The 24,639-nt window shown below is 44.3% G+C and carries 25 protein-coding genes and 1 tRNA gene; 19 read left to right on the plus strand and 7 right to left on the minus strand.

Translation table 11 applies throughout. The features are described 5' to 3' along the window. Positions 1-12: 12 nt before the first annotated feature. Complete coding sequence (locus DPF91_RS17500; protein ID WP_117235739.1) at positions 13-1,527, minus strand: CYTH and CHAD domain-containing protein; 1,515 nt, start codon at positions 1,525-1,527, stop codon at positions 13-15. 207 nt (positions 1,528-1,734) lie between these two features. On the opposite strand from DPF91_RS17500, the gene DPF91_RS17505 reads away from it, so the two are divergent. The 3 genes from DPF91_RS17505 (at position 1,735) to DPF91_RS17515 (ending at position 4,606) form a co-directional block, all read left to right on the plus strand. Continuing rightward, on the plus strand, positions 1,735-2,415 hold the full coding sequence (locus DPF91_RS17505; RefSeq protein WP_117235740.1) for a TIGR00153 family protein: 681 nt from the start codon (positions 1,735-1,737) through the stop codon (positions 2,413-2,415). Between the two features lie 125 nt (positions 2,416-2,540). Then, on the plus strand, positions 2,541-3,800 hold the full coding sequence (locus tag DPF91_RS17510) for an inorganic phosphate transporter (protein WP_117235741.1): 1,260 nt from the start codon (positions 2,541-2,543) through the stop codon (positions 3,798-3,800). A gap of 194 nt (positions 3,801-3,994) precedes the next feature. Beyond that, positions 3,995-4,606: a TIGR04211 family SH3 domain-containing protein gene (locus DPF91_RS17515; RefSeq protein WP_117235742.1), complete on the plus strand. Its 612-nt coding sequence runs from the start codon at positions 3,995-3,997 to the stop codon at positions 4,604-4,606. A 115-nt stretch (positions 4,607-4,721) separates the two neighbouring features. On the opposite strand, the gene DPF91_RS17520 is transcribed toward DPF91_RS17515, so the two are convergent. Both DPF91_RS17520 and DPF91_RS17525 read right to left on the minus strand, forming a co-directional pair. Beyond that, entirely contained in the window at positions 4,722-5,489 is a 768-nt protein-coding gene (locus DPF91_RS17520; RefSeq protein ID WP_117235743.1) for a general secretion pathway protein GspB, read from the minus strand. Beyond that, positions 5,489-7,117, minus strand: a complete 1,629-nt coding sequence (locus DPF91_RS17525) for an ExeA family protein (RefSeq protein WP_117235744.1) — start codon at positions 7,115-7,117, stop codon at positions 5,489-5,491. Before DPF91_RS17525 ends, DPF91_RS17520 begins: the two co-directional genes overlap by 1 nt. A gap of 96 nt (positions 7,118-7,213) precedes the next feature. Between DPF91_RS17525 and DPF91_RS17530 the strand changes: the two genes are divergently transcribed. After that, positions 7,214-8,455 (plus strand): multifunctional CCA addition/repair protein, encoded by a 1,242-nt coding sequence (locus tag DPF91_RS17530; protein ID WP_117235745.1) that lies wholly within the window; start codon positions 7,214-7,216, stop codon positions 8,453-8,455. A gap of 42 nt (positions 8,456-8,497) precedes the next feature. Here the strand turns inward: DPF91_RS17530 and DPF91_RS17535 are convergent, their stop codons facing one another. From DPF91_RS17535 to folB, 3 genes are read right to left on the minus strand one after another with little or no spacing between them, the layout of a single operon-like run. Continuing rightward, positions 8,498-9,301, minus strand: coding sequence for an undecaprenyl-diphosphate phosphatase (locus DPF91_RS17535; protein WP_117235746.1), 804 nt, complete (start codon positions 9,299-9,301; stop codon positions 8,498-8,500). 14 nt (positions 9,302-9,315) lie between these two features. Further along, complete coding sequence (gene folK, locus DPF91_RS17540; protein WP_117235747.1) at positions 9,316-9,807, minus strand: 2-amino-4-hydroxy-6-hydroxymethyldihydropteridine diphosphokinase; 492 nt, start codon at positions 9,805-9,807, stop codon at positions 9,316-9,318. After that, the gene (gene folB, locus DPF91_RS17545; RefSeq protein WP_117235748.1) at positions 9,804-10,163 is read right to left on the minus strand and encodes a bifunctional dihydroneopterin aldolase/7,8-dihydroneopterin epimerase; all 360 of its coding nucleotides are present in this window, start codon (positions 10,161-10,163) and stop codon (positions 9,804-9,806) included. Before folB ends, folK begins: the two co-directional genes overlap by 4 nt. Before the next feature lie 138 nt (positions 10,164-10,301). On the opposite strand from folB, the gene plsY reads away from it, so the two are divergent. Further along, positions 10,302-10,898 (plus strand): glycerol-3-phosphate 1-O-acyltransferase PlsY, encoded by a 597-nt coding sequence (gene plsY / locus DPF91_RS17550; RefSeq protein ID WP_117235749.1) that lies wholly within the window; start codon positions 10,302-10,304, stop codon positions 10,896-10,898. A 47-nt stretch (positions 10,899-10,945) separates the two neighbouring features. Here the strand turns inward: plsY and tsaD are convergent, their stop codons facing one another. Then, positions 10,946-11,962: a tRNA (adenosine(37)-N6)-threonylcarbamoyltransferase complex transferase subunit TsaD gene (gene tsaD / locus DPF91_RS17555; protein WP_117235750.1), complete on the minus strand. Its 1,017-nt coding sequence runs from the start codon at positions 11,960-11,962 to the stop codon at positions 10,946-10,948. Between the two features lie 221 nt (positions 11,963-12,183). Here tsaD and rpsU point away from each other — a divergent pair, with 221 nt between their 5' ends. The 14 genes from rpsU to DPF91_RS17630 all read left to right on the plus strand — a co-directional run bounded on the left by rpsU (position 12,184) and on the right by DPF91_RS17630 (position 24,483). Further along, positions 12,184-12,399: a 30S ribosomal protein S21 gene (rpsU, locus tag DPF91_RS17560; RefSeq protein ID WP_001145625.1), complete on the plus strand. Its 216-nt coding sequence runs from the start codon at positions 12,184-12,186 to the stop codon at positions 12,397-12,399. A gap of 27 nt (positions 12,400-12,426) precedes the next feature. Then, entirely contained in the window at positions 12,427-12,870 is a 444-nt protein-coding gene (locus DPF91_RS17565) for a GatB/YqeY domain-containing protein (RefSeq protein ID WP_117235751.1), read from the plus strand. An 89-nt stretch (positions 12,871-12,959) separates the two neighbouring features. Beyond that, the gene (gene dnaG, locus DPF91_RS17570; RefSeq protein ID WP_117235752.1) at positions 12,960-14,714 is read left to right on the plus strand and encodes a DNA primase; all 1,755 of its coding nucleotides are present in this window, start codon (positions 12,960-12,962) and stop codon (positions 14,712-14,714) included. A 99-nt stretch (positions 14,715-14,813) separates the two neighbouring features. Further along, positions 14,814-16,667 carry an RNA polymerase sigma factor RpoD gene (gene rpoD, locus DPF91_RS17575; RefSeq protein WP_117235753.1) on the plus strand — a complete coding sequence of 618 codons (1,854 nt, stop codon included), beginning with the start codon at positions 14,814-14,816 and terminating at the stop codon, positions 16,665-16,667. A 142-nt stretch (positions 16,668-16,809) separates the two neighbouring features. Further along, a tRNA-Ile gene (locus DPF91_RS17580) sits at positions 16,810-16,886 on the plus strand. A 666-nt stretch (positions 16,887-17,552) separates the two neighbouring features. Further along, positions 17,553-18,140: a hypothetical protein gene (locus DPF91_RS17590; protein ID WP_123766770.1), complete on the plus strand. Its 588-nt coding sequence runs from the start codon at positions 17,553-17,555 to the stop codon at positions 18,138-18,140. A gap of 84 nt (positions 18,141-18,224) precedes the next feature. Continuing rightward, positions 18,225-18,467 (plus strand): helix-turn-helix transcriptional regulator, encoded by a 243-nt coding sequence (locus DPF91_RS17595; RefSeq protein WP_117235756.1) that lies wholly within the window; start codon positions 18,225-18,227, stop codon positions 18,465-18,467. Continuing rightward, positions 18,460-18,711: a hypothetical protein gene (locus DPF91_RS17600; RefSeq protein WP_117235757.1), complete on the plus strand. Its 252-nt coding sequence runs from the start codon at positions 18,460-18,462 to the stop codon at positions 18,709-18,711. The genes DPF91_RS17595 and DPF91_RS17600 overlap by 8 nt, the downstream gene beginning before the upstream one ends. Beyond that, the gene (locus tag DPF91_RS17605; protein WP_117235758.1) at positions 18,708-20,270 is read left to right on the plus strand and encodes a replication endonuclease; all 1,563 of its coding nucleotides are present in this window, start codon (positions 18,708-18,710) and stop codon (positions 20,268-20,270) included. The genes DPF91_RS17600 and DPF91_RS17605 overlap by 4 nt, the downstream gene beginning before the upstream one ends. A 136-nt stretch (positions 20,271-20,406) precedes the next feature. Further along, the gene (locus DPF91_RS17610; RefSeq protein WP_117235759.1) at positions 20,407-20,946 is read left to right on the plus strand and encodes a nuclease-related domain-containing protein; all 540 of its coding nucleotides are present in this window, start codon (positions 20,407-20,409) and stop codon (positions 20,944-20,946) included. Positions 20,947-20,983: 37 nt separating this feature from the next. Beyond that, positions 20,984-21,079 carry a topoisomerase DNA-binding C4 zinc finger domain-containing protein gene (locus tag DPF91_RS22420; protein WP_206355583.1) on the plus strand — a complete coding sequence of 32 codons (96 nt, stop codon included), beginning with the start codon at positions 20,984-20,986 and terminating at the stop codon, positions 21,077-21,079. A 179-nt stretch (positions 21,080-21,258) separates the two neighbouring features. Next, positions 21,259-21,912 carry a hypothetical protein gene (locus DPF91_RS17620; RefSeq protein ID WP_117235760.1) on the plus strand — a complete coding sequence of 218 codons (654 nt, stop codon included), beginning with the start codon at positions 21,259-21,261 and terminating at the stop codon, positions 21,910-21,912. Positions 21,913-22,808: 896 nt separating this feature from the next. Beyond that, positions 22,809-23,837: a hypothetical protein gene (locus DPF91_RS17625; protein ID WP_117235761.1), complete on the plus strand. Its 1,029-nt coding sequence runs from the start codon at positions 22,809-22,811 to the stop codon at positions 23,835-23,837. Between the two features lie 193 nt (positions 23,838-24,030). Then, positions 24,031-24,483 (plus strand): hypothetical protein, encoded by a 453-nt coding sequence (locus DPF91_RS17630; RefSeq protein WP_117235762.1) that lies wholly within the window; start codon positions 24,031-24,033, stop codon positions 24,481-24,483. Positions 24,484-24,639: the final 156 nt, after the last annotated feature.

A 24,639-nucleotide genomic window follows, 5' to 3' on the forward strand; every position in this document is an offset into this window, starting at 1 on the left:
CTATGATACAGCCTAGCGCCAGTATGGTACAGCTTCTACACCGATGAGACGAGTTTGCTCCATAGCATGAAGAATCGAGTTCTCTTGGCGAGATAACCAACGCTTCAGCTGCTCTTGCTCATCACCCTCTAATTTGTCGAGTAGCTCTGCAAGCGGGTTTAGCATTAACAGATCATCGATACCTTGCAGCAAATCAGCCCATGGTAGGCGGAAACTGATACGCTCTTCTTCATCATAAAGAGACGCAAAACCAACACCTGTATATAGATTACGCATCAATCGGTATTGCTGGTCGATGTACTCTTGCCGATTCAACGCTCTCTCTGGTGGAAAAGCTTCCATCAACTCAGCCCAAGTGCGATCAAGTTGTTTAGCGGAGAATTGCTTCACACTTCGTGACATTTTTTCGCGCGCTTTCTCATCGAGGAAAGGCTGCCAGCCACGAGTCAGGATCCAGCGGCTCAAGTCCAGCAATAGACCCGTGTAACGAGCAGAGCTGATTAACTCAAGTAGGCTTTCTCTATCAGGAAGTTCATCTTTCTTCACCGACAGCTCAGCCACCAGCCACTTTCTCGCATCCAGCTTGCGCAGCACATGGCCTTTATCTTCCAGCAAGTCTTCTAGGTAATCGTGAGTTTTCAGCCAGCTCAACTCTTCTTCTAACCATTTAAGTTCTTGGCGAACAATAGCACTTGCGCGGCGAGGCACGATGCCACCAAAGATAGTTAAGGTCTGACGAATGAAGCTGATGGAATGGCTGATTTCATGCAGCGCTGCAACCGAGTCTCGCTCTGCATAAATTTGTTCGTGGTGGTGCCAATGAGAAAGTGCAAACTCCAGTGAGCGAACAAAACTCAGCTCTACAGTATCATCACTCTCACATTCAACGAGACCTAATGGGTGCTCTTTATCGCCTTCATAATCTTGTGCAAGGCGGTAACCACGAGCGGCTTTGCTAAGGTTACCCAAACGCATACCGCCATCTTCACTAAATAGACGAGCAAGGGTAAACAAGGCATCGGTTTGACCTGACTTCAACTCAAGCTCGACCTCACAAATCAGGTCTTCTTTGCCTTGAGCACTGACAGTGCCTTGGTCAAACGCCACCTCAACTTGACTGCCATCAGGCATACCAATCAACCACTGCTCGCGTGTGAAGTCGGTAGAGAATAGAGGCAGAAGCTCAGATTGCAGCGTCTCAATATCACGCCCTGCAGGCCAGATGTCACTTGGGTGCAAAGAAAGTAGAGGCTCGTTTGATGTATGTTCAGCATTGAACTCTGGGCGTTGATGCAAACCAGCGACAACACGACCAGCAGTCTTGACCGTTTGTACAAACACATCGTCAAAACGACGAATTCGCATACCAGTATCATGCTGACGTAGCCAATTGTCTGGCGTATCGAAGTAGGTGTTACCTAGCTCGCGACAGCTATGTTGTAAGACCTTGGTTGAAGCAATTTTTTCTTTTAAAACGTCTGAAAATTCAGGAGAAACAAAAAACTTCAGCTCTATTTCGGTTTCCATATCTGTACCTTAGTGAGGAGTCACTCAAAGGATATTGCCTTATCCAGTTATCAGCAAGAAAGAAATATTGGATATATGATGATCTAAAACAGTTTTAATGGTGAGATTATTGGGTTAACATGCGCGACTTTATAGCCGTCGCTCAACATTTCACCACAGAAATGGTGTATGTTTTTTATTGGGTTATATTTATTAGGTTGATAAACCATGCCAGTAAATACAATTATGGGGTTATTTGCAAAGTCCCCAATTAAGCCTTTGCAACGTCACGTAGTATGCGTGAACGAATGTTGTTCTCACCTAGTGAACTTCTTTGAAGTATGTGCTCAAGAAGACTGGGAGAAAGCGGCAGAAATTCGTGCACAGATTTCTCACCTAGAGAAAGAAGCGGACGTCCTTAAACGTGAGATTCGTTTAAAACTTCCTCGTGGCTTGTTTATGCCCGTTGACCGTACAGACATGCTGGAACTGTTGACGCAACAAGACAAGCTAGCAAACCTCGCAAAAGATGTAGCAGGTCGTGTATACGGTCGCCGTCTTGTGATCCCTCAACCACTACAAGAAAACTTCATCGCATACGTTCGTCGTTGTCTTGATGCTGCTGACCAAGCACAGAAAGTAATCAACGAACTGGATGAGTTATTGGAAACTGGATTCAAAGGCCGCGAAGTCACACTCGTTGCTGAAATGATCCATCAACTGGATGTGATTGAAGATGACACCGATGCAATGCAGGTCGAGCTTCGCCAACAATTAATGGCGCTTGAGTCTGAATTGAACCCTATCGATGTGATGTTCTTATACAAGATCTTTGAATGGATTGGTGGCATTGCCGATCAAGCGCAGCGCGTAGGTGCTCGTCTTGAAGTCATGCTGTCTCGTTCATAGGTCAAAAGTTAACCACAAAACAAAAAGTTAACCTTAGATACAAGATTTTCAGATATTTAATGGCGCTGAAGAGACGCGCCTGCGTCTAAGGTTTTGAACTTTGTTACAAACTACTAGGTATTACGATGGATATCATTGCTAATTACGGTACGACTCTGATCCTGATTGCTGCGGCATTCGGCTTCCTTATGGCTATTGGTATTGGTGCGAATGACGTTGCGAACGCGATGGGCACCTCTGTTGGCTCTAAGGCCCTAACCGTTAAACAAGCGATCATTATCGCTATGATCTTCGAATTCGCAGGTGCTTATCTTGCGGGTGGTGAAGTTACAGATACGATCCGTAAAGGTGTTATCGAAACCTCTCTATTTGCCGACCAACCAGACGTACTGGTCTTCGGTATGCTTTCCGCGCTTCTAGCTGCGGGGACTTGGCTACTTCTTGCTTCTTACATGGGTTGGCCGGTATCAACAACTCACTCCATCATTGGTGCGATCATTGGTTTCGCATGTGTGGCAGTGGGTACTGAAGCGGTCGATTGGGGCAGTGTTCAAGGTATCGTAGGTAGCTGGATTATTACCCCGGTTATCTCAGGCTTCTTTGCTTACGTCATATTTGTCAGCGCACAGCGACTCATTTTCGATACAGAACGTCCGCTAATCAACGCAAAGCGTTTCGTACCAGTGTACATGTTCATCACGACTATCGTTATCGCTCTAGTAACGATTAAGAAAGGTCTTAAGCACGTAGGTCTACACCTTTCAAATGGTGAAGCATGGGCTTGGGCTGCAGGCGTTTCTGCGCTGGTGATGATCGGTGGTTACATCTACATCAACAAGAAATTTGCTAATCGTGAAGATGACCACAGCTTTGCTGGCGTAGAAGGTATCTTCAGCGTGCTTATGGTTATCACAGCATGTGCAATGGCATTTGCTCACGGTTCAAACGACGTAGCAAACGCGATCGGTCCACTATCTGCGGTTGTATCAACCGTTGAGCACATGGGCGAAATCACGACGAAAAGTACTATCGCATGGTGGATTCTTCCTCTAGGTGGTATTGGTATCGTTGTTGGTCTAGCGACAATGGGTCATAAAGTAATGGCGACCGTTGGTACTGGCATCACTGAACTAACACCAAGCCGTGGCTTTGCAGCTCAGCTAGCAACAGCGTGCACAGTAGTACTCGCTTCTGGTACGGGTCTACCAATCTCAACCACACAAACACTAGTTGGTGCGGTTCTGGGTGTTGGTTTTGCTCGCGGTATCGGTGCACTAAACCTAGGCGTTGTACGTAACATCATCGCCTCTTGGGTTGTAACGCTGCCAGCCGGTGCTCTACTTGCCGTTGTGTTCTACTACGCAATGCAGGCTATCTTCGTATAATTTCGAAGAACGATTCGTCAGGCAGGGTTCAGTTTTGTTAGGACTCTGTCATTATTGACTGAAACGCACAGAAAGGGAGGCTTTGCCTCCCTTCTTTGTTGCACCGAAAACGGAAACTGCATACTATTTGTCTTCTATATGACTCGATAGATTCACTAGTCGCACAACAGATAGATTCATTTAAAGGACTTCCCGTGAAAAAACTGATCTACATGGTTTTGTTTACTTTGCTAGCAGCCCCAGCTGCATTTGCACAAGACCGTTACATCGCTGATAAACTCTTCACTTACCTGCACTCTGGCCCAAACAACACCTACCGTATTATTGGTAGCGTAGATGCCGGTGCAAAAGTTCAGCTAGTTCAAGCTAACGCGCAAACAGGCTACAGTGAGATTGTTGATAGCCGTGGTCGTAAAGGTTGGGTACAAAGCAAATTCATCAGCCGCTCAGAGAGCATTGCAACGCGCCTACCAAAAGTAGAAAAAGAATTGGCTGACCTAAAAGCGCAACTAGCAAACGCGCGCGCAAGTTCTGATACAGAGAAGGCGGGCTTAGTTTCTTCCCTTGATGCTCGTAACACACAAATTGCTGAGCTAGAAATGAACTACAGCGACATCAGCGACCAACTAACTTCAGCTCAAACTGAAATCCGTCAGTTACGCGCGAAACTCGACACACAAAAAGAAGACCTACTGCTTAAATACTTCATGTACGGCGGTGGTGTTGCAGGTATTGGTCTGCTATTTGGTTTGATCCTGCCACACATTATCCCACGTCGTAAGAAGTCTCCTTCTGGCTGGGCATAAGTATTAGATTTCTGATGGCTTGAAATCAAAGCTTTTGAAGTAAGAACGATAGATATCAAAAAACGGGTTACCTAGTGGTAACCCGTTTCTTTATCCGCTTCTAAACTCGCCGACATTAACCCTGCCAATCATAAAGGGCAGGTATCTGAATCAACTCACCTCTAAAACGAATAACACTGTATCTCGGTGCAATTTCTAGCAGTAAGATCTCCTCGTTAATCGAATCTCCCTGAACAAACTCCACACCATTTACTTTTACCCAGCGCTTCGTTTCGTTACTGGTGTAGTTATGGGTCTGAAAATCGAGTGCAGGTAGCTTGCCGATCCATTTGGATGCTTCACGCTCAAGGTGTGATATATCTGAAGAAGTACTAGGTTGCGTTTGTTGTGACTGATTAGAATTATTAAGCGCACTCTCAACTTGCAGCGCTAGCTCTGATGATAGACCGCTTAGATCTAATTGAGAGAGATCGAGGGACTCATTCGAAGTGCCTGTTACTTCCATCGGTCGTGGTTTCGCTTGCTGCGAAGCTCGCGGCTCAATAACCGGCTTGCTCTCTTCAACGTTCACAGCAATACGCGTGGATTTAAGTTCCGCTGGCAAAACGTTACGCTCAATGGTGTAATCAATTGGGGTTTCAACCACCACCTCCTCTACACTCGGTTGAGACAACGCTAACGACAACTTTGATTGGTAATCCAGGTAAGTAGCTACTGAGCCAGTAATAATAGGTACGCCCAGCACCATGGCGACAAGCAATCCAGATATTGAACGATTATGAGTGGCGTGCTCAGTTTTTGGAGTATGAGAATGGAGCTCATCATAACGAGACTGCTGATGTTGCAGCTCTGACTGCTCCAAAGCTTGAATAAGATTCGACATTACGCACCTTCCTCATTCTTAACGATGCTTGGCGCATCAAATTGAGACAGTCGCTCTAGGCGTTGCAATGTTTTCTGTCCGGCAATACCGTCAACATCTAGACCTTGCCAGCGCTGAAATAGTTCTACCTTGCGCTTCAATCGCATATCAAACTCATCACTTTGTGTCGGCTCCTCATCGAGCAGTGCCGACAGATGTTCATCCAGCTTCAACACTGAACTCCCTTTAGCACCAAGCTTTAAGCTCTGCTGCCAATAGGCTTGCCAAATCAGATAGCCTTCCCCTTGCCAATACTGAAGAAAGTCTTGTTTTGCCAGCGTAATCTGTTGTGCATCGGTTTGTAGCGTGACAGTCTCTTCTTCAACACCAACCAATATGGCGTATGCTGCGTTCCCTTCCACATCAAGGTTAAGTAGCACCGGCAGATTGATTCTTTCTAGAGCTTCCAAGTCACTGATAAACGGCTTACAACGAAACATGCCTTCGCTTTCTTGACTGCATAGTTGGTCCATCACTGAGGCTCGATAGCCCCATACTTGGTATAACTGTTTTATCCCTTGCTCTCGACTCTGCAAAGTAGCCAGCGCGTTAAGCAGTTCATCAGGCACCACTTGCTGCTCCACTTGTTGCTCAATTAATGGCGGAAGCTGTTGTTGAACCTGCTTATCAACCATCTCAGAAACAATTATTGGTGTGTATTGGAAACTCAACCACCCTAACCCAACGCTTAATGCGAGTGCTGTAATTGGAGCGAGCACCGAGTACCTTCTCTTAGATCCGCTCTTAGTCGCAACTGAGACTTGCGCGACGGTAGAATAGCCTTGGAGTGACAAGATCAACTCACAAGCTTGTGCGACAGTTTTCGCGGTAGGCTTCATCTCGCCAATTTGATGGGACTGCTTTAGGCTCGCATCACAAACTAGATTAATCAGTCGAGGGATACCTTGAGTATTCTCTGCAATTAAGTTCAAGCATTTGTTGGAGAATAGCTCTTGATTACCCCCAGCTCTCTCTAGGCGAAACTGAACATACTCTTTTACCTGAGCCTTGTTTAGCGGGAGCAAGTGATAACGGCCAGTAATACGCTGCGCAAGCTGACGAAGCTGTGGCATTTTAAGCTTGTGTTGTAGCTCTGGCTGCCCTATCAGTAGTACCTTGATGAGCTTGCGGCTGTCCGTCTCTAAGTTAGTGAGTAACCTCAACTGCTCGAGCACATCTGCGCTTAGGTGCTGCGCTTCATCAATAACGAGCAACGTCTGTTGACCATTCGCATGGTTCGACAACAAGTGCTGATAAATCGCGTTATTTAATGACTTTAGGGTTGCGTTCTCTGGGTACTCAATCGACAACTCATCACAAATAGCCTCGAGTAACTCTTGAGACGAAAAGGTTGGATTCAGAATCAAACCGGCTTGAGTTTCATCGCCAACAACACTCAGAATCGCCTTGGCCACAGTGGTTTTTCCAGTGCCAACCTCACCGGTCAACAAAGCAAAACCTCCACCTTCACCGAAACCCGCCTGGATATGGGTGATGGCTTCTTTATGTCGCTGACTAAGATAAAGAAAACGAGAATTAGGGACGATTGAAAACGGTAATTCACAGAATCCAAAAAAGTCTTGATACATTGCCTTTGTTGCTCTCGTCTTCTATCAATAGTTAATAAAGCAAAGTACCATTGCCACTGTAATTATCCAAATTTTGTGAAGTTTTAAGGAAGCAAAGTGCGTACATACTTAGTCGGCGGAGCCGTTCGTGACAAACTCCTCAACATTCCAGTCTATGATAGAGACTGGGTGGTGGTTGGGAGTGACCCGCAATCGATGCTCGACCAAGGCTATCAAGCAGTAGGAAAAGACTTCCCTGTATTCTTACATCCTAAAACCAAAGAAGAATACGCACTGGCCCGCACGGAAAGAAAATCAGGTAATGGTTATACCGGATTCGAGTGCTACTTTGCTCCCGATGTTTCCCTTGAAGATGACTTGATTCGCCGAGATCTCACCATCAATGCGATCGCAGAAGATCAAAATGGTGAGTTGATCGATCCCTATCATGGTTACCAAGACCTACAAAACAAAGTCCTTCGTCATGTTTCTGATGCGTTCAGCGAAGACCCACTGAGGGTGCTACGAGTAGCTCGTTTCGCGGCCAAGCTTGCCCACCTTGGCTTTTCAGTCGCACCCGAGACTATGTTGCTAATGCAGAAGATGGTTAAATCGGGAGAGCTAGAGCATTTAACAGCAGAGCGTGTATGGCAAGAGTGGCACAAGTCATTAACCACAGCGCACCCACAGGTGTTCCTAAAAACATTGAGAGAATGTGGTGCACTTGCGGTTGTTCTACCAGAGATAGACGCACTTTTTGGCGTACCTCAGCCTGAAAAGTGGCACCCTGAAATCGATACCGGCATGCACACATTGATGGTCGCTGAACAAGCGGCAAACCTATCCACTTCAACACAAGTACGATTAGCAGCTCAGTTGCATGATTTAGGTAAGGGGGTTACGCCAAAGAATGAATGGCCAAGCCATAAGATGCATTGCCACACCGGAAAGAAAATCATCAAGGCTCTGGCTAATCGAGTTCGCATTCCTAATGATTATCGCGATTTGTCTCTCATGGTGTGTGAGCAGCACTCCAATATACATCGCGCCTTCGAACTTAAACCAGCAACAATCATAAAGGTTCTAAATAGCTTTGACGTATGGCGTAAACCCGAACGACTCGAAGATATCTTACTTTGTTGTCAAGCAGACCATGCAGGCCGCCTAGGGCATGAAGATAATGAATACCCTCAGAGTAAGTACTTTATAAAGGCTTACAACGCTGCTGTGGCGGTGAATGTTCAACACATCATCAAAGATGGCTTTAAAGGCCCACAGATCCGCGATGAGCTAGAAAAGAGAAGAGTAGAAGCCGTCGCTGAAGTGAGGGGGCAACAAGCGAATACAGCAAATCATTGAGAGCAAAATGGGCAGCAAATACGCTGCCCATTTTCGTTTAAGCTATCGTGTCATCAAGAATGCGAAAAGACCAACACCTAACATCAAGCGATAAATAACAAATGGTGTCATTCCCATCTTAGAGATCAGTTTCAAGAAGAAATGAATACAAAAGTAAGCTGAGATAAACGACGTAATCACACCGACACTCAAAAAGCCCATATGGATCGATTCACTGCTCGTTGCTAGCTTCATTCCAAGGTAACTACCGGCTAACGCAATGATTGGAATCGACATCAAGAAAGAAAAACGTGCAGCCGCTTCACGAGTAAAGCCTAAATACAGCGCTGCAGTAATAGTCGCCCCTGAGCGCGATGTTCCCGGAATCAACGCCGCTGCTTGAGCAAAACCGACAAATAGGGTTTGCTTCCATGTTGCTTGGTACTCGTCTTGCTCAAACTTAGCGGTCTTATCTACCCACCAAAGCAGTAAACCAAACACGATAGTGGTTGTCGCAATGACCCATGCGCTGCGCAGATACATCTCGATGAAATCTTTCATCAACAAACCAAATACACACGCAGGAATAGTTGCCAAGATAATCAGCCAAGCAAGCTTCGATTCTTTGTTATGCTCTTTCTTAACAATCGATCCCAACCAAGCACTTAATAGCGTAACTACTTCCTTGCGGAAATAGATAACCACAGCGGCAAGTGTGCCAACATGCACAGCGACATCAAAGGCTAACCCTTGGTCTTCCCAACCTAAAACGGCCGAGGGCAAGATTAGGTGAGCAGAGGAAGAGATAGGTAAAAACTCGGTAAGGCCCTGTATAAGAGCCAAAACAAAAGATTCAAAGTACGACATTATTATTCCATAAATTAGCTCATTGAAAGATCAAGCTCGATCGCTTTCAAAGAGTCAAAGCCATCCATTTGTTGCCAGATTTGAGCAATCGTCTGACTGCTATCAGGTACAACCAAAGAGGGGCAGAGTTCATAAAGGGGCTGCGTTACAAACGGATATTGATAAATATCCTTGCGCGGAAGCTGCGGAGATTGTTCAGAAATGGCATCTCCAAAAAGCAGAATATCCAGATCTAGAGTGCGATCCTGATATTTCTTAGCCTCTACTGCGCGGCCCCAAGATAGCTCAATTTTACGCAGTTGCTGTGAAAATTCCGTTAATTCGAGTACGGTTTTTAGCTCAATTACAAAGTTGTAGAATGGCTGCCCTTCAAAACCAACCGCTTCACACTCATAAATTGTCGAGACTCTCAGCTCACAACCTAATTTTTCTAACTCGTGAATAGCCGCTTGAGCATGTCGCTCTCTGTCAATATTGGTACCAACACCAATATAAGCAGTGATCATGCCTCGCCTCGTTCAATAATCACTCCAACGCCTTTTGCTTGAGGTACTGCACCTGGCTTAGTAAGACGAATACGAATCCACGGTACTGAAAACTGCGTCATAATCAATTCTGCAATCTCTTCAGCAACGCGTTCAACCAACAAAAAGCGACCATTCTCGATATGATTCAAAACCGCGGTGCTGACTTGAGAATAATCAAGCGCATCAACCACATCATCGCTTTTGCCCGCAGGGCGATTGTCGTGCGCCATCTCAATATCAAGCACCAATTTTTGCTTAATTTCTTGTTCCCAGTCATAAACACCGATAGTGGTAATTACTTCAAGTTGTTCAATAAAAACTTTATCTAAAGCCATGTTCGATCCTTGCATGTTGCGCTAGAGGCGATATCGTTACAGGTCGGATACCCAAAATCATAAAAACAACGTATTATTTTTAATTCGGAGTATCATAGCAACTGTTCCGAATAGTTTTCTTTAAAGTTAGGACAACCTATGACCCCGCTAGCACTATTAATGATTATTGCGGCCTATCTATTAGGCTCAATCTCTAGTGCAGTTCTAATTTGTCGAGTGATGAGACTCCCAGACCCTCGCACGGTCGGCTCAAACAACCCCGGAGCAACCAACGTATTGCGCGCAGGCGGAAAGAAAGCGGCGATTCTCGTATTACTGTGCGATATGCTCAAGGGTACCATTCCTGTATGGAGTGGTTATGCACTTGGTATCGATCCTATTCTATTAGGCTTTATTGGTATCGCGGCATGCCTTGGCCACATCTATCCAATCTTCTTTCATTTTAAAGGTGGTAAAGGCGTTGCGACGGCTTTGGGGGCGTTTGCACCCATTGGCTTTGAGCTCACTGGTCTATTAATGGGAACTTGGCTCGTTGTGGCGCTAGTGTTTCGGTACTCTTCATTAGCGGCGCTGGTCACCTCTTTATTAGCTCCGCTTTATACTTGGATGATCAAACCTCAATATACCCTACCAGTGGCCATGCTGTGCTGCTTGATCATCTTGCGTCATCACCAAAACATTCGACGCCTGTTCGATGGCACCGAGCCAAAATTTGGCGAAAAAAAATCGGCTTAATGCCGATTTTTTTGTATCTATATTGATAGCAACTGAAGCTAAACGAATTAGCTCAAGGGCTCCAACTGGTCAATAGGCCAGCGAGGGCGAGCCTCAACCGATAAGTCAGCAACTTCTTCGTTCTTCAGGCGTTGCATTCCCGCATACGCGATCATCGCACCATTGTCGGTACAAAACTCAGTACGTGGGTAGTACACCTCTCCGCCGCGTTTTTCCGCTAGTGCTTCTAATGATGCACGAAGCTGTTTATTTGCACTCACACCACCAGCAATGACAATACGCTTCATACCCGTTTGCTCAAGCGCACGGCGGCACTTAATCACTAACGTGTCACATACTGCTTCTTGAAAAGCATAAGCAATATCAGCGCGTGTTTGCTCGTCATCTTCATTGGCTGCGATTGTATTTGCTGCAAACGTCTTCAAACCTGAGAAACTCATGTCTAAACCTGGGCGGTCCGTCATTGGGCGGGGGAACTTAAAGCGCCCTGGCGTGCCCTTCTCAGCCAAGCGGGATAATAGCGGGCCGCCTGGGTAATCAAGCCCCATCAACTTAGCCGTTTTATCAAACGCTTCACCCGCAGCATCATCAATAGATTCGCCAAGGATCTGATACTCACCAATCCCCTTCACTTCAACAATCATCGTATGACCACCAGAAACCAGCAGCGCGATGAATGGAAACGGAGGTGGATTATCTTCAAGCATTGGAGCTAGAAGGTGGCCTTCCATATGATGAACGGGCACTGCAGGGACATTCCATGCATAAGCGATACTGCGACCAATCGTCGCACCAACCAATAGTGCTCCGACTAAACCTGGGCCTGCCGTGTATGCCACACCGTCTATATCTTTTGGTGATAAGCCGCTATCTTTTAATGCCTCTTTAATAAGAGGAATCGTCTTCTTTACGTGGTCGCGAGAAGCCAACTCCGGCACGACACCGCCGTAGTCTGCATGCAGCTTAACTTGGCTATATAGTTGATGTGAAAGCAGTCCTTTCTCATCATCATAGATAGCAATACCTGTTTCATCACACGAAGTTTCAATACCTAATATGCGCATAACTCTCTCTGCATGCTGCTGCGTTTCATTCTAAATTGGCGCAAGTTTACCGCTTAGGAAAAAAATTAACCAGTTCTTCTCCTGATAATACTTTACAAAGGGTATCTGATCGGATTAAAATTCCGCACCATTTTTGATCAAGCTGGTTAAAGACCGAACATCAACGTTTCGAGTCACATGTTTACCAGCGTTAACGAATTAACCCCTGAGGTGAAAGGCATATGCCAGTAGTTAAAGTACGTGAAAACGAACCGTTCGACGTTGCTCTACGTCGTTTCAAGCGCTCTTGCGAAAAAGCAGGTATCCTATCTGAAGTACGTCGTCGTGAGCACTACGAAAAACCAACTACAGTTCGCAAACGCGCTAAAGCTGCAGCTCAAAAGCGTCACGCTAAGAAGCTAGCTCGCGAAAACGCACGTCGCGTTCGCCTGTACTAATAACTGAGTCCTAGTAAGGAATTAGTTATGGCTCTTATTGATACTCTCAAAGAAGAGCAAAAGTTAGCGATGAAAGCCAAGGACAAATTGCGCCTTGGCACTATCCGTTTAGCTCTTGCGGCAATCAAGCAACGTGAAGTTGACGAACAGATCACTCTGGGCGATGACGACATTCTAGCTGTGCTGACTAAAATGGTTAAACAACGTCGCGATTCTGTCGCTCAATACGAATCAGCAGGTCGTCAAGACCTAGCAGATGCAGAGCAAGCTGAAATTACTGTACTTGAGGATTTCATGCCTCAACCACTGACAGACGATGAAGTGACCACACTTATTGAAAGTGCAATCACGGAATCTGGCGCAGCGGGCATGCAAGACATGGGTAAAGTAATGGGTGTGCTTAAGCCTCAAATTCAAGGGCGTGCAGACATGGGTAAAGTAAGTGGTTTAGTTCGCGCTAAACTGGCTTAGTACTCAAAAATTATTACAACAAGCCGTGCTATCCTTTGGTATGCACGGCTTGTTTGTATCTACACCTTCTTACTTTTTTCTAAGGTTTTATGGCTGGAATAATCCCTCGTAGCTTTATTGATGACCTCCTCGCTCGCCTTGATATCGTTGATATCATTGACACTCGCGTGAAACTTAAGAAAAAAGGTAAAAACTACGGCGCTTGCTGCCCATTCCACAACGAAAAAACCCCGTCATTTAGTGTTAGCCAAGAAAAGCAGTTCTACCACTGTTTTGGTTGTGGTGTGCACGGTAATGCCATCGATTTTATGATGGAGTACGAACGCCTTGAGTTCGTTGAAGCGATAGAGGAGCTTGCCTCTTATCTTGGCCTTGATGTTCCACGTGAACAACGCAGCGGACAAATCAGCACTGCGCCGAGAGCAAACACCGAACAAAAGCGTAACCTCTATGACCTAATGGACGGCATCGCCAACTTCTACCGCAATCAACTCAAGCTTTCAGCAAGTAAGCCTGCAATTGAATATCTTAAAGACCGTGGTCTTTCTGGTGAGATTGTTCAGAAGTTTGGTATTGGTTACGTGGCCGATGAATGGGATCTCGTGCGTAAGAACTTCGGTCAACAGAAACAAGCGCAAGATATGCTTGTGACCGGGGGTATGCTGATTGAAAACGATCAAGGCCACCGTTACGACCGATTCCGTGGTCGAGTTATGTTCCCTATTCGAGATCGTCGAGGCCGTGTGATTGGTTTTGGCGGGCGCGTGTTAGGTGATGGCACACCGAAATACCTCAACTCACCTGAGACGCCTATCTTCCACAAGGGTAAAGAGCTGTATGGACTTTATGAAGTCATGCAGGCTCACAGAGATCCTAAACAGATTCTTGTCGTTGAAGGCTACATGGATGTGGTGGCATTGGGGCAGTTTGGCGTTGACTATGCAGTTGCCTCTTTGGGTACATCGACAACCGGGGATCACCTGCAAGTCTTATTCCGCCAAACCAATACCGTCGTATGTTGTTACGATGGTGACCGTGCTGGTAAAGAAGCGGCTTGGCGCGCGTTAGAAAATGCCCTGACCTACTTAAAGTCAGGTAACACACTGAAGTTTTTATTCTTGCCTGACGGTGAGGACCCGGATAGCTATATTCGCCAACATGGTAAAGCAGCGTTCGAAAAATTGGTCGAGCAAGCAACACCGCTTTCTAGCTACCTATTTGATAATCTGATTGAGATTCATCAGCTAAATCTGGGTACCACTGAGGGTAAGTCTGCACTTAGAGCTCATGCCACCGCATTGATTGACAAGATTCCAGATAGTTATTTCCAAGAGCTACTGGAAAAATTGCTTGATGAGCGCACTGGCTTTGATAATTTGCGTAGAGCACCAAAGCGCCATAAAAACGAAACACGACCTCAGCCACACAAAGAGCTCAAACGCACGCCAATGCGTGAAGTTATTACTTTGCTTATTCAGAATCCGAGCTATGCTGAAATGGTACCCGATCTTACAAGTGTGAAAGATTTGTCACTGCCTGGACTAAACTTATTGGTTGAAGTCCTTGATAAGTGTCGAATGAATCCCCATATCAGCACAGGCCAGTTATTAGAGCACTGGCGTGATACGCAAAATGAGGCGCTATTGTCTCGCCTAGCCAGCTGGGAAATCCCGCTGAAAGAAGAAGACAATCAAGAAGATATATTTTTAGACTCACTGGACAACATTGTGTCGCAGTGCGTAGAAAAACAAATTGAAAACTTGCAGGCCAAAGCAAGAAGTATCGGTTTATCAATCGAAGAGAAACGGGAGCTACAAGCCTTGATGCTTGATTTAAAAGCGTAACCCAGTTGAATTGGTCAACAATCAGTAAGTTTGTTATTTTTAGTGGTTTGCATTTCGCATACTAATTCCTTCACCAGATTATGAAGTTGGATACCGTCTATGGATCAAAATCCGCAGTCACAGCTAAAGCTACTTGTCATCAAAGGTAAAGAGCAAGGCTATCTGACCTACGCAGAAGTTAACGACCACCTACCTGAAGAGATCGTAGATTCAGAGCAGGTAGAAGATATCATTCAGATGATCAACGACATGGGCATCAAAGTGGTAGAAACCGCTCCGGATGCTGATGATCTAGCACTGAATGACGATGACACTATCACCGATGAAGATGCTGCTGAAGCGGCAGCCGCTGCGCTTTCAAGCGTAGAAAACGAGATTGGCCGTACTACAGACCCAGTGCGCATGTACATGCGTGAAATGGGTACAGTAGAGCTACTGACTCGTGAAGGTGAGATCGATATCGCGAAGCGTATCGAAGATGGTATCAACCAAGTACAAAGCTCTGTTGCAGAATACCCTGGAACCATCCCTTATATCCTAGAGCAATTTGACAAAGTTCAAGCAGAAGAACTTCGTCTAACTGACCTAATCAACGGCTTCGTTGACCCAGATGACGACGGTACGACGGCCCCAACGGCTACGCACATCGGCTCTGAGCTTGCAGAAAAAGATCTAGAAGACGAAGATGCTGAAGATGCAGACGACTCTGAAGATGATGAAGATGAAGAAGAGGAAGATACAGGTATCGATCCTGAGCTTGCTCTTGAGAAGTTCACAGATCTACGCAACAGCTACCAGAACCTTCAGCTAGCAATCAACGAGCATGGCCGTGAAAGTGATAAGTCTGCAAAAGCAACTGAGCTAGTTCAAGACGTATTCCGTGAGTTCCGCCTAACGCCGAAGCAGTTCGACCACCTAGTAAACGAACTACGCACCTCTATGGATCGTGTACGTACTCAAGAGCGCTTGATCATGCGCCAAACAGTAGAGTACGGCAAGATGCCGAAGAAATCGTTCATTGCACTATTCACAGGTAACGAATCGAGCGAAGCTTGGTTAGATGAAGTACTTGCTAGCGATAAGCCATACGCAGAAAAGGTTAAGCGCAACGAAGATGATATTCGTCGCTCAATCCAAAAACTAGCAATCATCGAGAAAGAAACTAACCTAACGGTTCAAAGCATCAAAGACATCAGCCGTCGCATGTCTATCGGTGAAGCGAAAGCGCGCCGTGCGAAGAAAGAGATGGTTGAGGCAAACCTACGTCTAGTAATCTCGATTGCTAAGAAGTACACCAACCGTGGCCTACAGTTCCTAGACCTTATCCAGGAAGGTAACATTGGCCTAATGAAAGCGGTAGATAAGTTTGAATACCGCCGTGGTTACAAGTTCTCGACTTACGCAACGTGGTGGATCCGTCAGGCAATCACTCGTTCTATCGCTGACCAAGCGCGTACTATCCGTATTCCAGTACACATGATCGAGACTATCAACAAGCTAAACCGTATCTCTCGTCAAATGCTACAAGAGATGGGTCGTGAGCCTCTGCCAGAAGAGCTAGCAGAGCGCATGCAAATGCCTGAAGATAAGATCCGTAAAGTGCTTAAAATTGCTAAAGAGCCGATCTCAATGGAGACACCAATCGGTGACGACGAAGATTCGCATCTAGGTGATTTCATCGAAGATACAACGCTTGAGCTACCACTAGACTCAGCAACATCTGGCAGCCTGAAAGTGGCAACCAAAGATGTTCTTGCAGGTCTAACACCACGTGAAGCAAAAGTCCTTCGTATGCGCTTTGGTATCGACATGAACACTGACCACACGCTCGAAGAAGTGGGTAAGCAGTTCGACGTTACGCGTGAGCGTATCCGTCAGATCGAAGCAAAAGCTTTACGTAAGCTCCGTCACCCAAGCCGCTCAGAGACTCTGCGCAGCTTCCTAGACGAGTAATTACGGTCTTAAATGATGAAAAGGTGAGCGCTAGCTCACCTTTTTTGTATCTGAATGATCTAAGTGGATGATTTATGAACGCAAATGCCCCTGCAAGCGTCTAGACACCTGAATCCCCTTCCCCTATAATCATTCCCCTATCGGCCCCTTAGCTCAGTTGGTTAGAGCGCACGACTCATAATCGTTAGGTCCACGGTTCAAGTCCGTGAGGGGCCACCAAATTTAAAGGCGTAGCAGGTTAGTAACCGCTACGCTTTTTCTTTTTCTGGTTTCTGTGTAGCAAATATGTAGCAATAGAAACGCACTTTTCATTAAATTCTCATCTATTTGCAAACAGCTGCCGTCAGCCCAACCTAAATGACAATACCTAACGTTACGTAAGAACTTTGCCGTGATTGCGGCACTAGTCCAAAAGTTAATATTTGTGAGCCTTCTACTGTTACTTTACATAACGAATTCTCAAACCAAACCTAATGCGCTACAAAGAGCTCTCAGCTTTCGTTACATAACATAACGAACTCAATCCATTGTTTTTGCAGTTAATTAGTTCATGTAGGTTGGTAGGAATGATAAAGCGACGATTTCTTCATTTAGACGAAATTTCAGATAAGACCCCATACACCAAAGGCGACATCTTCGAGCTCATTGAGAACGGGGACTTGTCATTTTGTGCTTCAGTGTGTGAAAGACACATGGGAGCAGGAAAAATCTACAGAGCAAAAAAGCGAACAATACTTTGGTCAGTTTTCTCATATGAAGGTGTGGTTAGACTATCAGGTGAAGACTCTAGAGCACTATTACGTTCAAATAACCCTCAACAAGTTCGTCGCGTTCAAATATTGGAACCAAAAAAAATAGAACACTGGGGAGAGCCAGAATTCCATTTTGGAAAGATTGAGCAATCTATGGTTACCATTATCCGAGAGATACCAATATTCGATACCCCCTTTTCAAGCATTTTCTAGATTGGTTCATCGAGTACCAACACAGACAAGCGCTAAAGGTGTACTAGAGCAACTGGCAGCCATAGCGCAAGGCGAGACAGTTGCCCCACCCAAATTACTCAAACAGCTAGATACTGATTCCATATATATATCTATGCCTGCACTCAGAATCGATCTTCAAGAACTCAGTACTTTTTTAGACTCTGAAAATGACTCCATCACAACAGTAAATGTTGAGACTGTTGAGCCAAACATCGACTCAATCACCCACCCTATTGAGCAAATTGTTTTTCGAATACTTAAAGAAAAGCCGAGTTTGAGAGCCGATAAAATCTGGCGCTTGCTTCAGAGAGACGCCAATAGTGAACTACGCACTTTGGATTCAGATAATGTCATTTCAGAAATGAACGCCCAGCACCTTGAATGGTTTGGTGCGGGGGCTAATGATGAAAGCTCTATGAGCTATGATTCGTTTAGAAAAGGCCTCGTCCCTCGTGTTAAGAATAAAATGAAGAACAGGACAAATTAACGTCAATGTAAAGGTCAACCATAGCGTCAATTGACGCCATTGACTCATATTTTGATGTCTCCAAGAACACAAGGAGACAACACTATGAGCATACAGAACATTGAAAAACGAGCCTACACAGAACAGGAAACATCAGACTACATCGGTATGAGTCGCTCATTCCTACGCCAAGCGCGCATGGAAGGAAACCGCAAAAATCGCACAGTTGCGCCACCTTTTATTAAAGTCGGCCGTGCCGTTCGTTACCTAAAGGAAGACTTAGATCAGTGGCTAGAAAGCCACGCTAAGATGACGCAGTTGCCGCAGGGAGGTATTTACCATGCCTAACCTGACCAAAGACCAGAAAACACTACTAGAGAGCATGAATCATGGACTCCGCCTTCAAGTCTGTTCTGACTACTGCCCCAATCAATGGACCATCACAACCAGCCCAAAAGCTCCGGTTCGTATCTTTAAAAAAACGATCCAAAAGCTCTATCAAAACGGATTAATCTCTTATCAACCCATCCATCACTTTGGAGTTCGCTGGGATGAATTCGTAATTACCCAAAAAGGGAGGCAAGCAGTATGAGAACGATTGACCTCTCTCTTGTCGATAGTGACGACCGTATATTTGTCCAAAGCTTGCTAACACCGTTCCCTGTAGAGGCACAGCGCATCCTATTTAGCGAGTATTTACGCCACCCTAGTAAATTCGAACGAAATACCTACTTGCGGCAAACCACCCACTCCATTGCCCATAAGTTATCTATTCCTTTGAAAAACATTGATCTCAATATTGATGAAGATGGACTGCGCGTTAAGGCCAAGGAAATGGCTTCTGCCGTGCTTAGTCTTCGTCGCTTCTACCTTGATGACCTAGAAGCCAAAAGTGGCGTCCATGCCTTACTGTTGCAACAAGGTATAGAGCCATACTCAAAAGAACACTCTTTAGAGGGTGAGATGAGTCGTTACTGTGACCCTAAGTGGTGGCTAAGACGACTACGTAAAGCTCTACGCCGTAATATCGAAACGGTTCTTCATCATCTAAATCAAGTTAACAAGAAGCGAGGTATTTATGCTTCAGACATCACTCTTCGCGCTCGCATTCAACAAAAATATGCGCAGAAACAATACCTAGAGAACACCATAGCCATCAACGAACTAGGGCAGAGTTTCAGTTTACTTGAATTGTCTCAAAAAGGAGTTTCAGACCCTACGATTCGCAAAGGTGAGTTAATGCTTCGCGCACGCGGTTTTGAAGAACTAGCACAAGAGATGGGGCACGAGGCGGCGTTTCTTACGTTGACTTGCCCTTCTAAATATCACCGTAGCTTTGCAAAGTCTGGTCATCCAAACCCTAAGTGGGATGGAGCTACTCCCCTTGACGCTCAAGAATACCTGAATAATATCTGGCAGTTGATACGGGCAACCCTAAGTCGTCTAGGAATACGCTTCTACGGCTTTCGAGTTGCAGAACCCCAGCATGACGGCACACCACATTGGCACTTACTTTTGTTCGTAGAGCCAGCTCATTATCAAGTAATGGTAGACACTATGCGCAAATACAATTTGCTCGAAGATGGTCAAGAGAACGGCGCACTCGAGCACCGTTTTACTGAGGTGAAAATCGATCCCTCAAGAGGCTCTGCTACTGGTTACATTGCCAAATACATCTCAAAGAACATTGATGGCAGCGATTTAGACTCCGGTGTTTATGGAGAAGACCCAAAAGACGCAGCTGCACGAGTAGACGCATGGGCAGCATGCTGGGGTATACGTCAGTTTCAACAACTTGGTGGTTGCTCCGTAACAGTTTGGCGAGAACTCCGCCGACTAAAAGAGGTTCAAAACCTTCCTAAACTGGCCAAGGACATTATAGCCGCTGCCGACATTGGTAACTGGAAAGACTTTACTCAAATGATGGGCGGCGTATTCAGTACACGCAAAGAACAGGTTTTTAAGCCTCTCTACGCATTTTCTTTTGATAGGGACACTGGTGCTATTAAAACGAGTTTGTACTGCGCCAGAGAGCTTGTACGAACGCTCAAAGGTATTACCGCATATGGACAAGACATCATTTCTCGTGTTCATCAATGGTGCATTGATTTAGTCGATGTTAAAGGTCTTAACTTGGAGTTCTGTGAATAACTGTATTTTCCAAACTACTACATTTTGATACTAAGCATACAAATGTCCATCTCAACGATGTTAAGGTCAAATATTAAGCACAAACGAATATAAATGCAGCGTTGACTAAAGGAAACAAAGAACTCGGAGAATCATAATGTTCAATGTAATAAAAGGCTGGTTTGGCGAAAAGAAGACAGCTTTAAGCCTTTGGGCATCGCTAGACTCTAATGTTTACCACCGATTCCACGATATTTACGTTCCAACGTTTAACGGAACTGCACAAATTGATCACCTGTTAATATCTCGTCACGGTATCTTTATAGTAGAAACCAAAAACCTCAAAGGCTGGATTTTTGGTAATGAGAGAGCGTCACAATGGACACAAAACCTATTTGGCAGTAAGTACCGGTTTCAAAATCCTCTAAGACAAACCTATCGACAGAAAAAAGCTCTTGCAAAGCACTTTGCCTTGGACGAAGAAATCATTGAAACAGTCGTGGTTTTGACGGGAGATTGCGAGCTTCGAACAGATTTACCACGCAACGTTCTAGTTCGCGGGCTAGGTCGATACATTAAGAGATTTAAATATAGAGTGCTTAGCGATAGCGAGGTGATAAGTTTGGTAAGAGAAGTCGAAAACCACAAAAAACAATACCACGACCAACAGACAACATGTGCAGAACCTTCGTGCTAGGCACAACTCTAATACATCCTGCCCGTGATGTGGTTCGGTGCTCGTTGAACGAACTGCTAGACAAGGTCCAAATGCAGGAAACAGGTTTCTCGGATGTAGTGGTTTTCCTAAATGTAAATTTACTCGTATCTAACTCACATTTCCCCTAATGTGAGTTAGGGCACGTTTAACCTGCTTGTAATCATGGCAACTCTGAATAACTTTTCTTACGCTATGAACTCTAACAATGTAACAAACTAGCTAGTTTGTTACCGTTTGCAATCTATTAAACGTTAGCTTGCAAGTATTATTAACTAATTGATGGAGTTTGTAATGTCAGCAATAGAGCCTGAGTTAATCAACGCATTAAAAGAAGCAGTATTGGCACTAAGTGTTCAAATCAGTAAGGGACAATCAAAGTCTTGGTTAGATTTTGTTCCAATATGGATAGCTAGCGCCGCACCTCTTCTCGCCGTTTTTTTAAGCTTTTATTATTTCAAAAAACAACATGTTCAAAATGCAAAGAATAGAATAGCAGAAAAAGATGTCGCAAGGTTGTATGAAGCTGCGGACTCGTTTTTTGTATACGCTGATGCATTAGACTTATTTTTTTCTATGACAACAGTTAAATTCGAGTACTTGAGTGAAAATAAAGGAGTACCCGAGAGTATAGATAGCAAAGCGGTTAATGCTGCTGAGGCTGTCTATAGTAAGTTCGAGTACATTCATAAGTCAGAGTTTTTACTACGATCTCTCGATAAAGAAAAATTGGCACAGGAAGTAGTAGCCTATCGTAAGGCAACTATAAAACTTAGAAAACAGGTTGTGGATATCGCCAAGTGGAAGTCCGGACAAGACTATCCTTCAAATTTAAACGACCAACAATTAACAGAGATTAAAAAGAAACGTAAAGAGTTCATCTGTTCGAGGAATAAATTGCTGGATAAAATCGCAGCATGCAAAAAAGATCTATTTTGTGAAGGCTAACAAAGCGCTAGAGCATAGACGCAGTTGGATTCGTTGATTAACTTGGAGTTAGACTTCCATCGATATCTTCAACATTTGGGATGAAATCTGAGGAATTGTCTGAATTTAGTGAGGCACCTCGTAACTCGAAAGTGCCCCGATCTGAGTTACGTCATACTTTCACTATTCAAAAACCTCTCTCGTTTCCCCTATGATAATTAACTCGACAATCCGCAAACTCAAAGTTTGCTCAAAGGATCGATTACTAGGTGATGCTATGCCAAAAGGTTATCGATCAATCACTTTTAACTGATAATAGGTCGTTTATGCTGGCACGGTGTATCGAAAAATCGAACCGGCTCACTTTTCCGCCAGCGAGTCGTGGCCGTATTGTTATCTTTGTTTGATTATACAGATAGTTATAAGGTTTTTGAGCCGATAACTAGTCCAGAAAGGCGAACTGGACTACAAATAAAAATGTTAATTGAATTTTATAACTCCGTCTATGTTGGATAATGATGATAGAAGAATTTTTAGAGCGAATTTAAGAAGTTGGCTTCAGCGTTACAAAACGCAATGAAAATCAGGTTTTCATAGGGTTAGATTGCTGTCCTCAATGGAGAATATTTCTAGAGGATATTGATGATGATAAGCTGTTTCCAGTTTTCTACTATCGACAGCTACGCATCGAGGAAGTCACTGACCTACATGCAATTGTACCAACGGTCCTAACCGCTATTACAAAATCTAGAGGGAAAAGCTCATTTCGTTTTCTAGGCGAGCATAATGATTTCAGTGGGATTGAAGACGAATTATATGGGATGTACTGGTTCCCAGCCCAGCCGCTTAATGAACGAATTAGAAAAAACAGTAAACAAGACTTTGAGTGTTTCTATAGCATTTTAATGGAACTATATATGTTCCATATGTATCAAGGGAATATACTAGGTGCGGTCGGTTATTGTCCGGAAGATTTCTCCTTTGACTCTCCTGAACTTAATGTGTGGAAAAATAAAATCAGGGGCTATATTGGTGAGAATGAGTCATATGTCGCTAACGTACGCATGAATCCTTACTGGTTGTTTTTTCGTAGCTTTTCATCTGAGTTCTCAATATTTAAAAGTACGCATATATCCGGATTACTTAAGAAGCTTGCTATCAAAAATGATAGCGCACAGATGATCAAGGGAGTCGCGTCAAATGTAGAAGTTACTAAAGATATACGAACGACCATCCCATTTAATGATGAGGAGTTCGCTAAAGATCTTGTCGCTGCGTTGGGAGATACATCAAACATGGAGGTAATATCGCAAGAAAATCAGCTTGTCTTTATTAGCGACCATCATGTTGTAATTAAGTATAGTAACTGTGGTCTGGAGTCCGTTTCTGAAGAAAGAGAGTTAATTAGACTTCGCCAGCAAAAAGAAATTTCATTGCTGTTTGGTGACAAAAATTTTGAGTGGAACATTATTGACAGACAGGCCAGTGGAGAATTTGAGGATTTAGTCCTAGAACTACTAAATCGTGAACCTTGGGTCTTTTCTGTTAAGAAAGTCGCACCTACCAATCAAGCTGATAACGGTCGAGATTTGATTTGTGAATACAATATGCTCCACAATGAAAGTCGAGTTTCCAAAGGAACTGAATCTGTCCAAATAGGTAAAATGATTGTTCAGTGTAAAACAAACTTAAAACATTCTAATAAATCTTCCATTGGTAAGTCGGATGTAGATATGCCAAGTACAATTTTTGACTACCGACCAGATGGTTACATGTTGGTAGTAAACACGCAAACTACGCGTGATTTGACAGAAATGTTAGAGCGGCAAAGGGATAGAAAAGAGCAGAATACGATCATTTGGTGGAACGCTTTCGATATAGAAGATAGGTTACGTAAGTATCCAGATATTCTAGCTAGGTATCGCCATATAGTGGATTACGCATAATTCACCTAACAAAGCATTTAAGAGTGATTCGCAACGCCCGGCAGTTTTGGTTTGATTTAGCATTTGTATTTATGGCGTAATAGTTAAGTTCTGTAGCAGGTTTGCTCACCACTTAAGCGGGCGGCAGCTTTACTATTTTATTCACCCTCATTTTTAGAGAGATAGTTTGAAAATTATTTGTGAGATATTATCTATGTTAGACTCCATTTCCCCTTTAGTTAGTGCTATTGCTGCTCTAGCTTCTGCATTTGCTGTGTTTAAAGCAAATGATATTGCTGAAACTGTTAAGAATTTTCACAAAAATAGTGTTTTAAATCACCGCGAACTTGAGTTGTTGGGCAAGGCTTTAGAGAAGTTAAGCATTTATGATGTTTGGTGTAAAACTGGTGGTGTAGGGGAAAGCGTCAATTATCACGACAGCAATGAAGTTGAGTACTCCTCGCGAGACGATGCAACAATACAAATACCAAGAGATTTAAAATACCTCCTTATTCAACTTTCTGCTCATAGCGAAGACTTAAATGCCAAGATCGTCGATTGGGAAAGTAACTTCATATCAAAAGTTAATGATGATTACATCTTAAAAGATGAGTTGGTCTCCGAGAAAATAAAGGCACTAAGAGAAATCCGTTCAGGTGGCATGTAAAGCTAACAAGTCAATTCAGTATGACAAAAAACAGTTGGCTTTTGCTCTTTCGTCGCTTATTTTAGCCTACAATTATTTACCTATTGGCAAGGCGTTACCCTACCTGAGCTTATCCGAAAGATTGCGAAATCTAAAGATTCCAATTTCGGAACTGGC

It is taken from the genome of Vibrio maerlii, assembly GCF_003415655.1.
GTDB lineage: Bacteria > Pseudomonadota > Gammaproteobacteria > Enterobacterales > Vibrionaceae > Vibrio > Vibrio maerlii.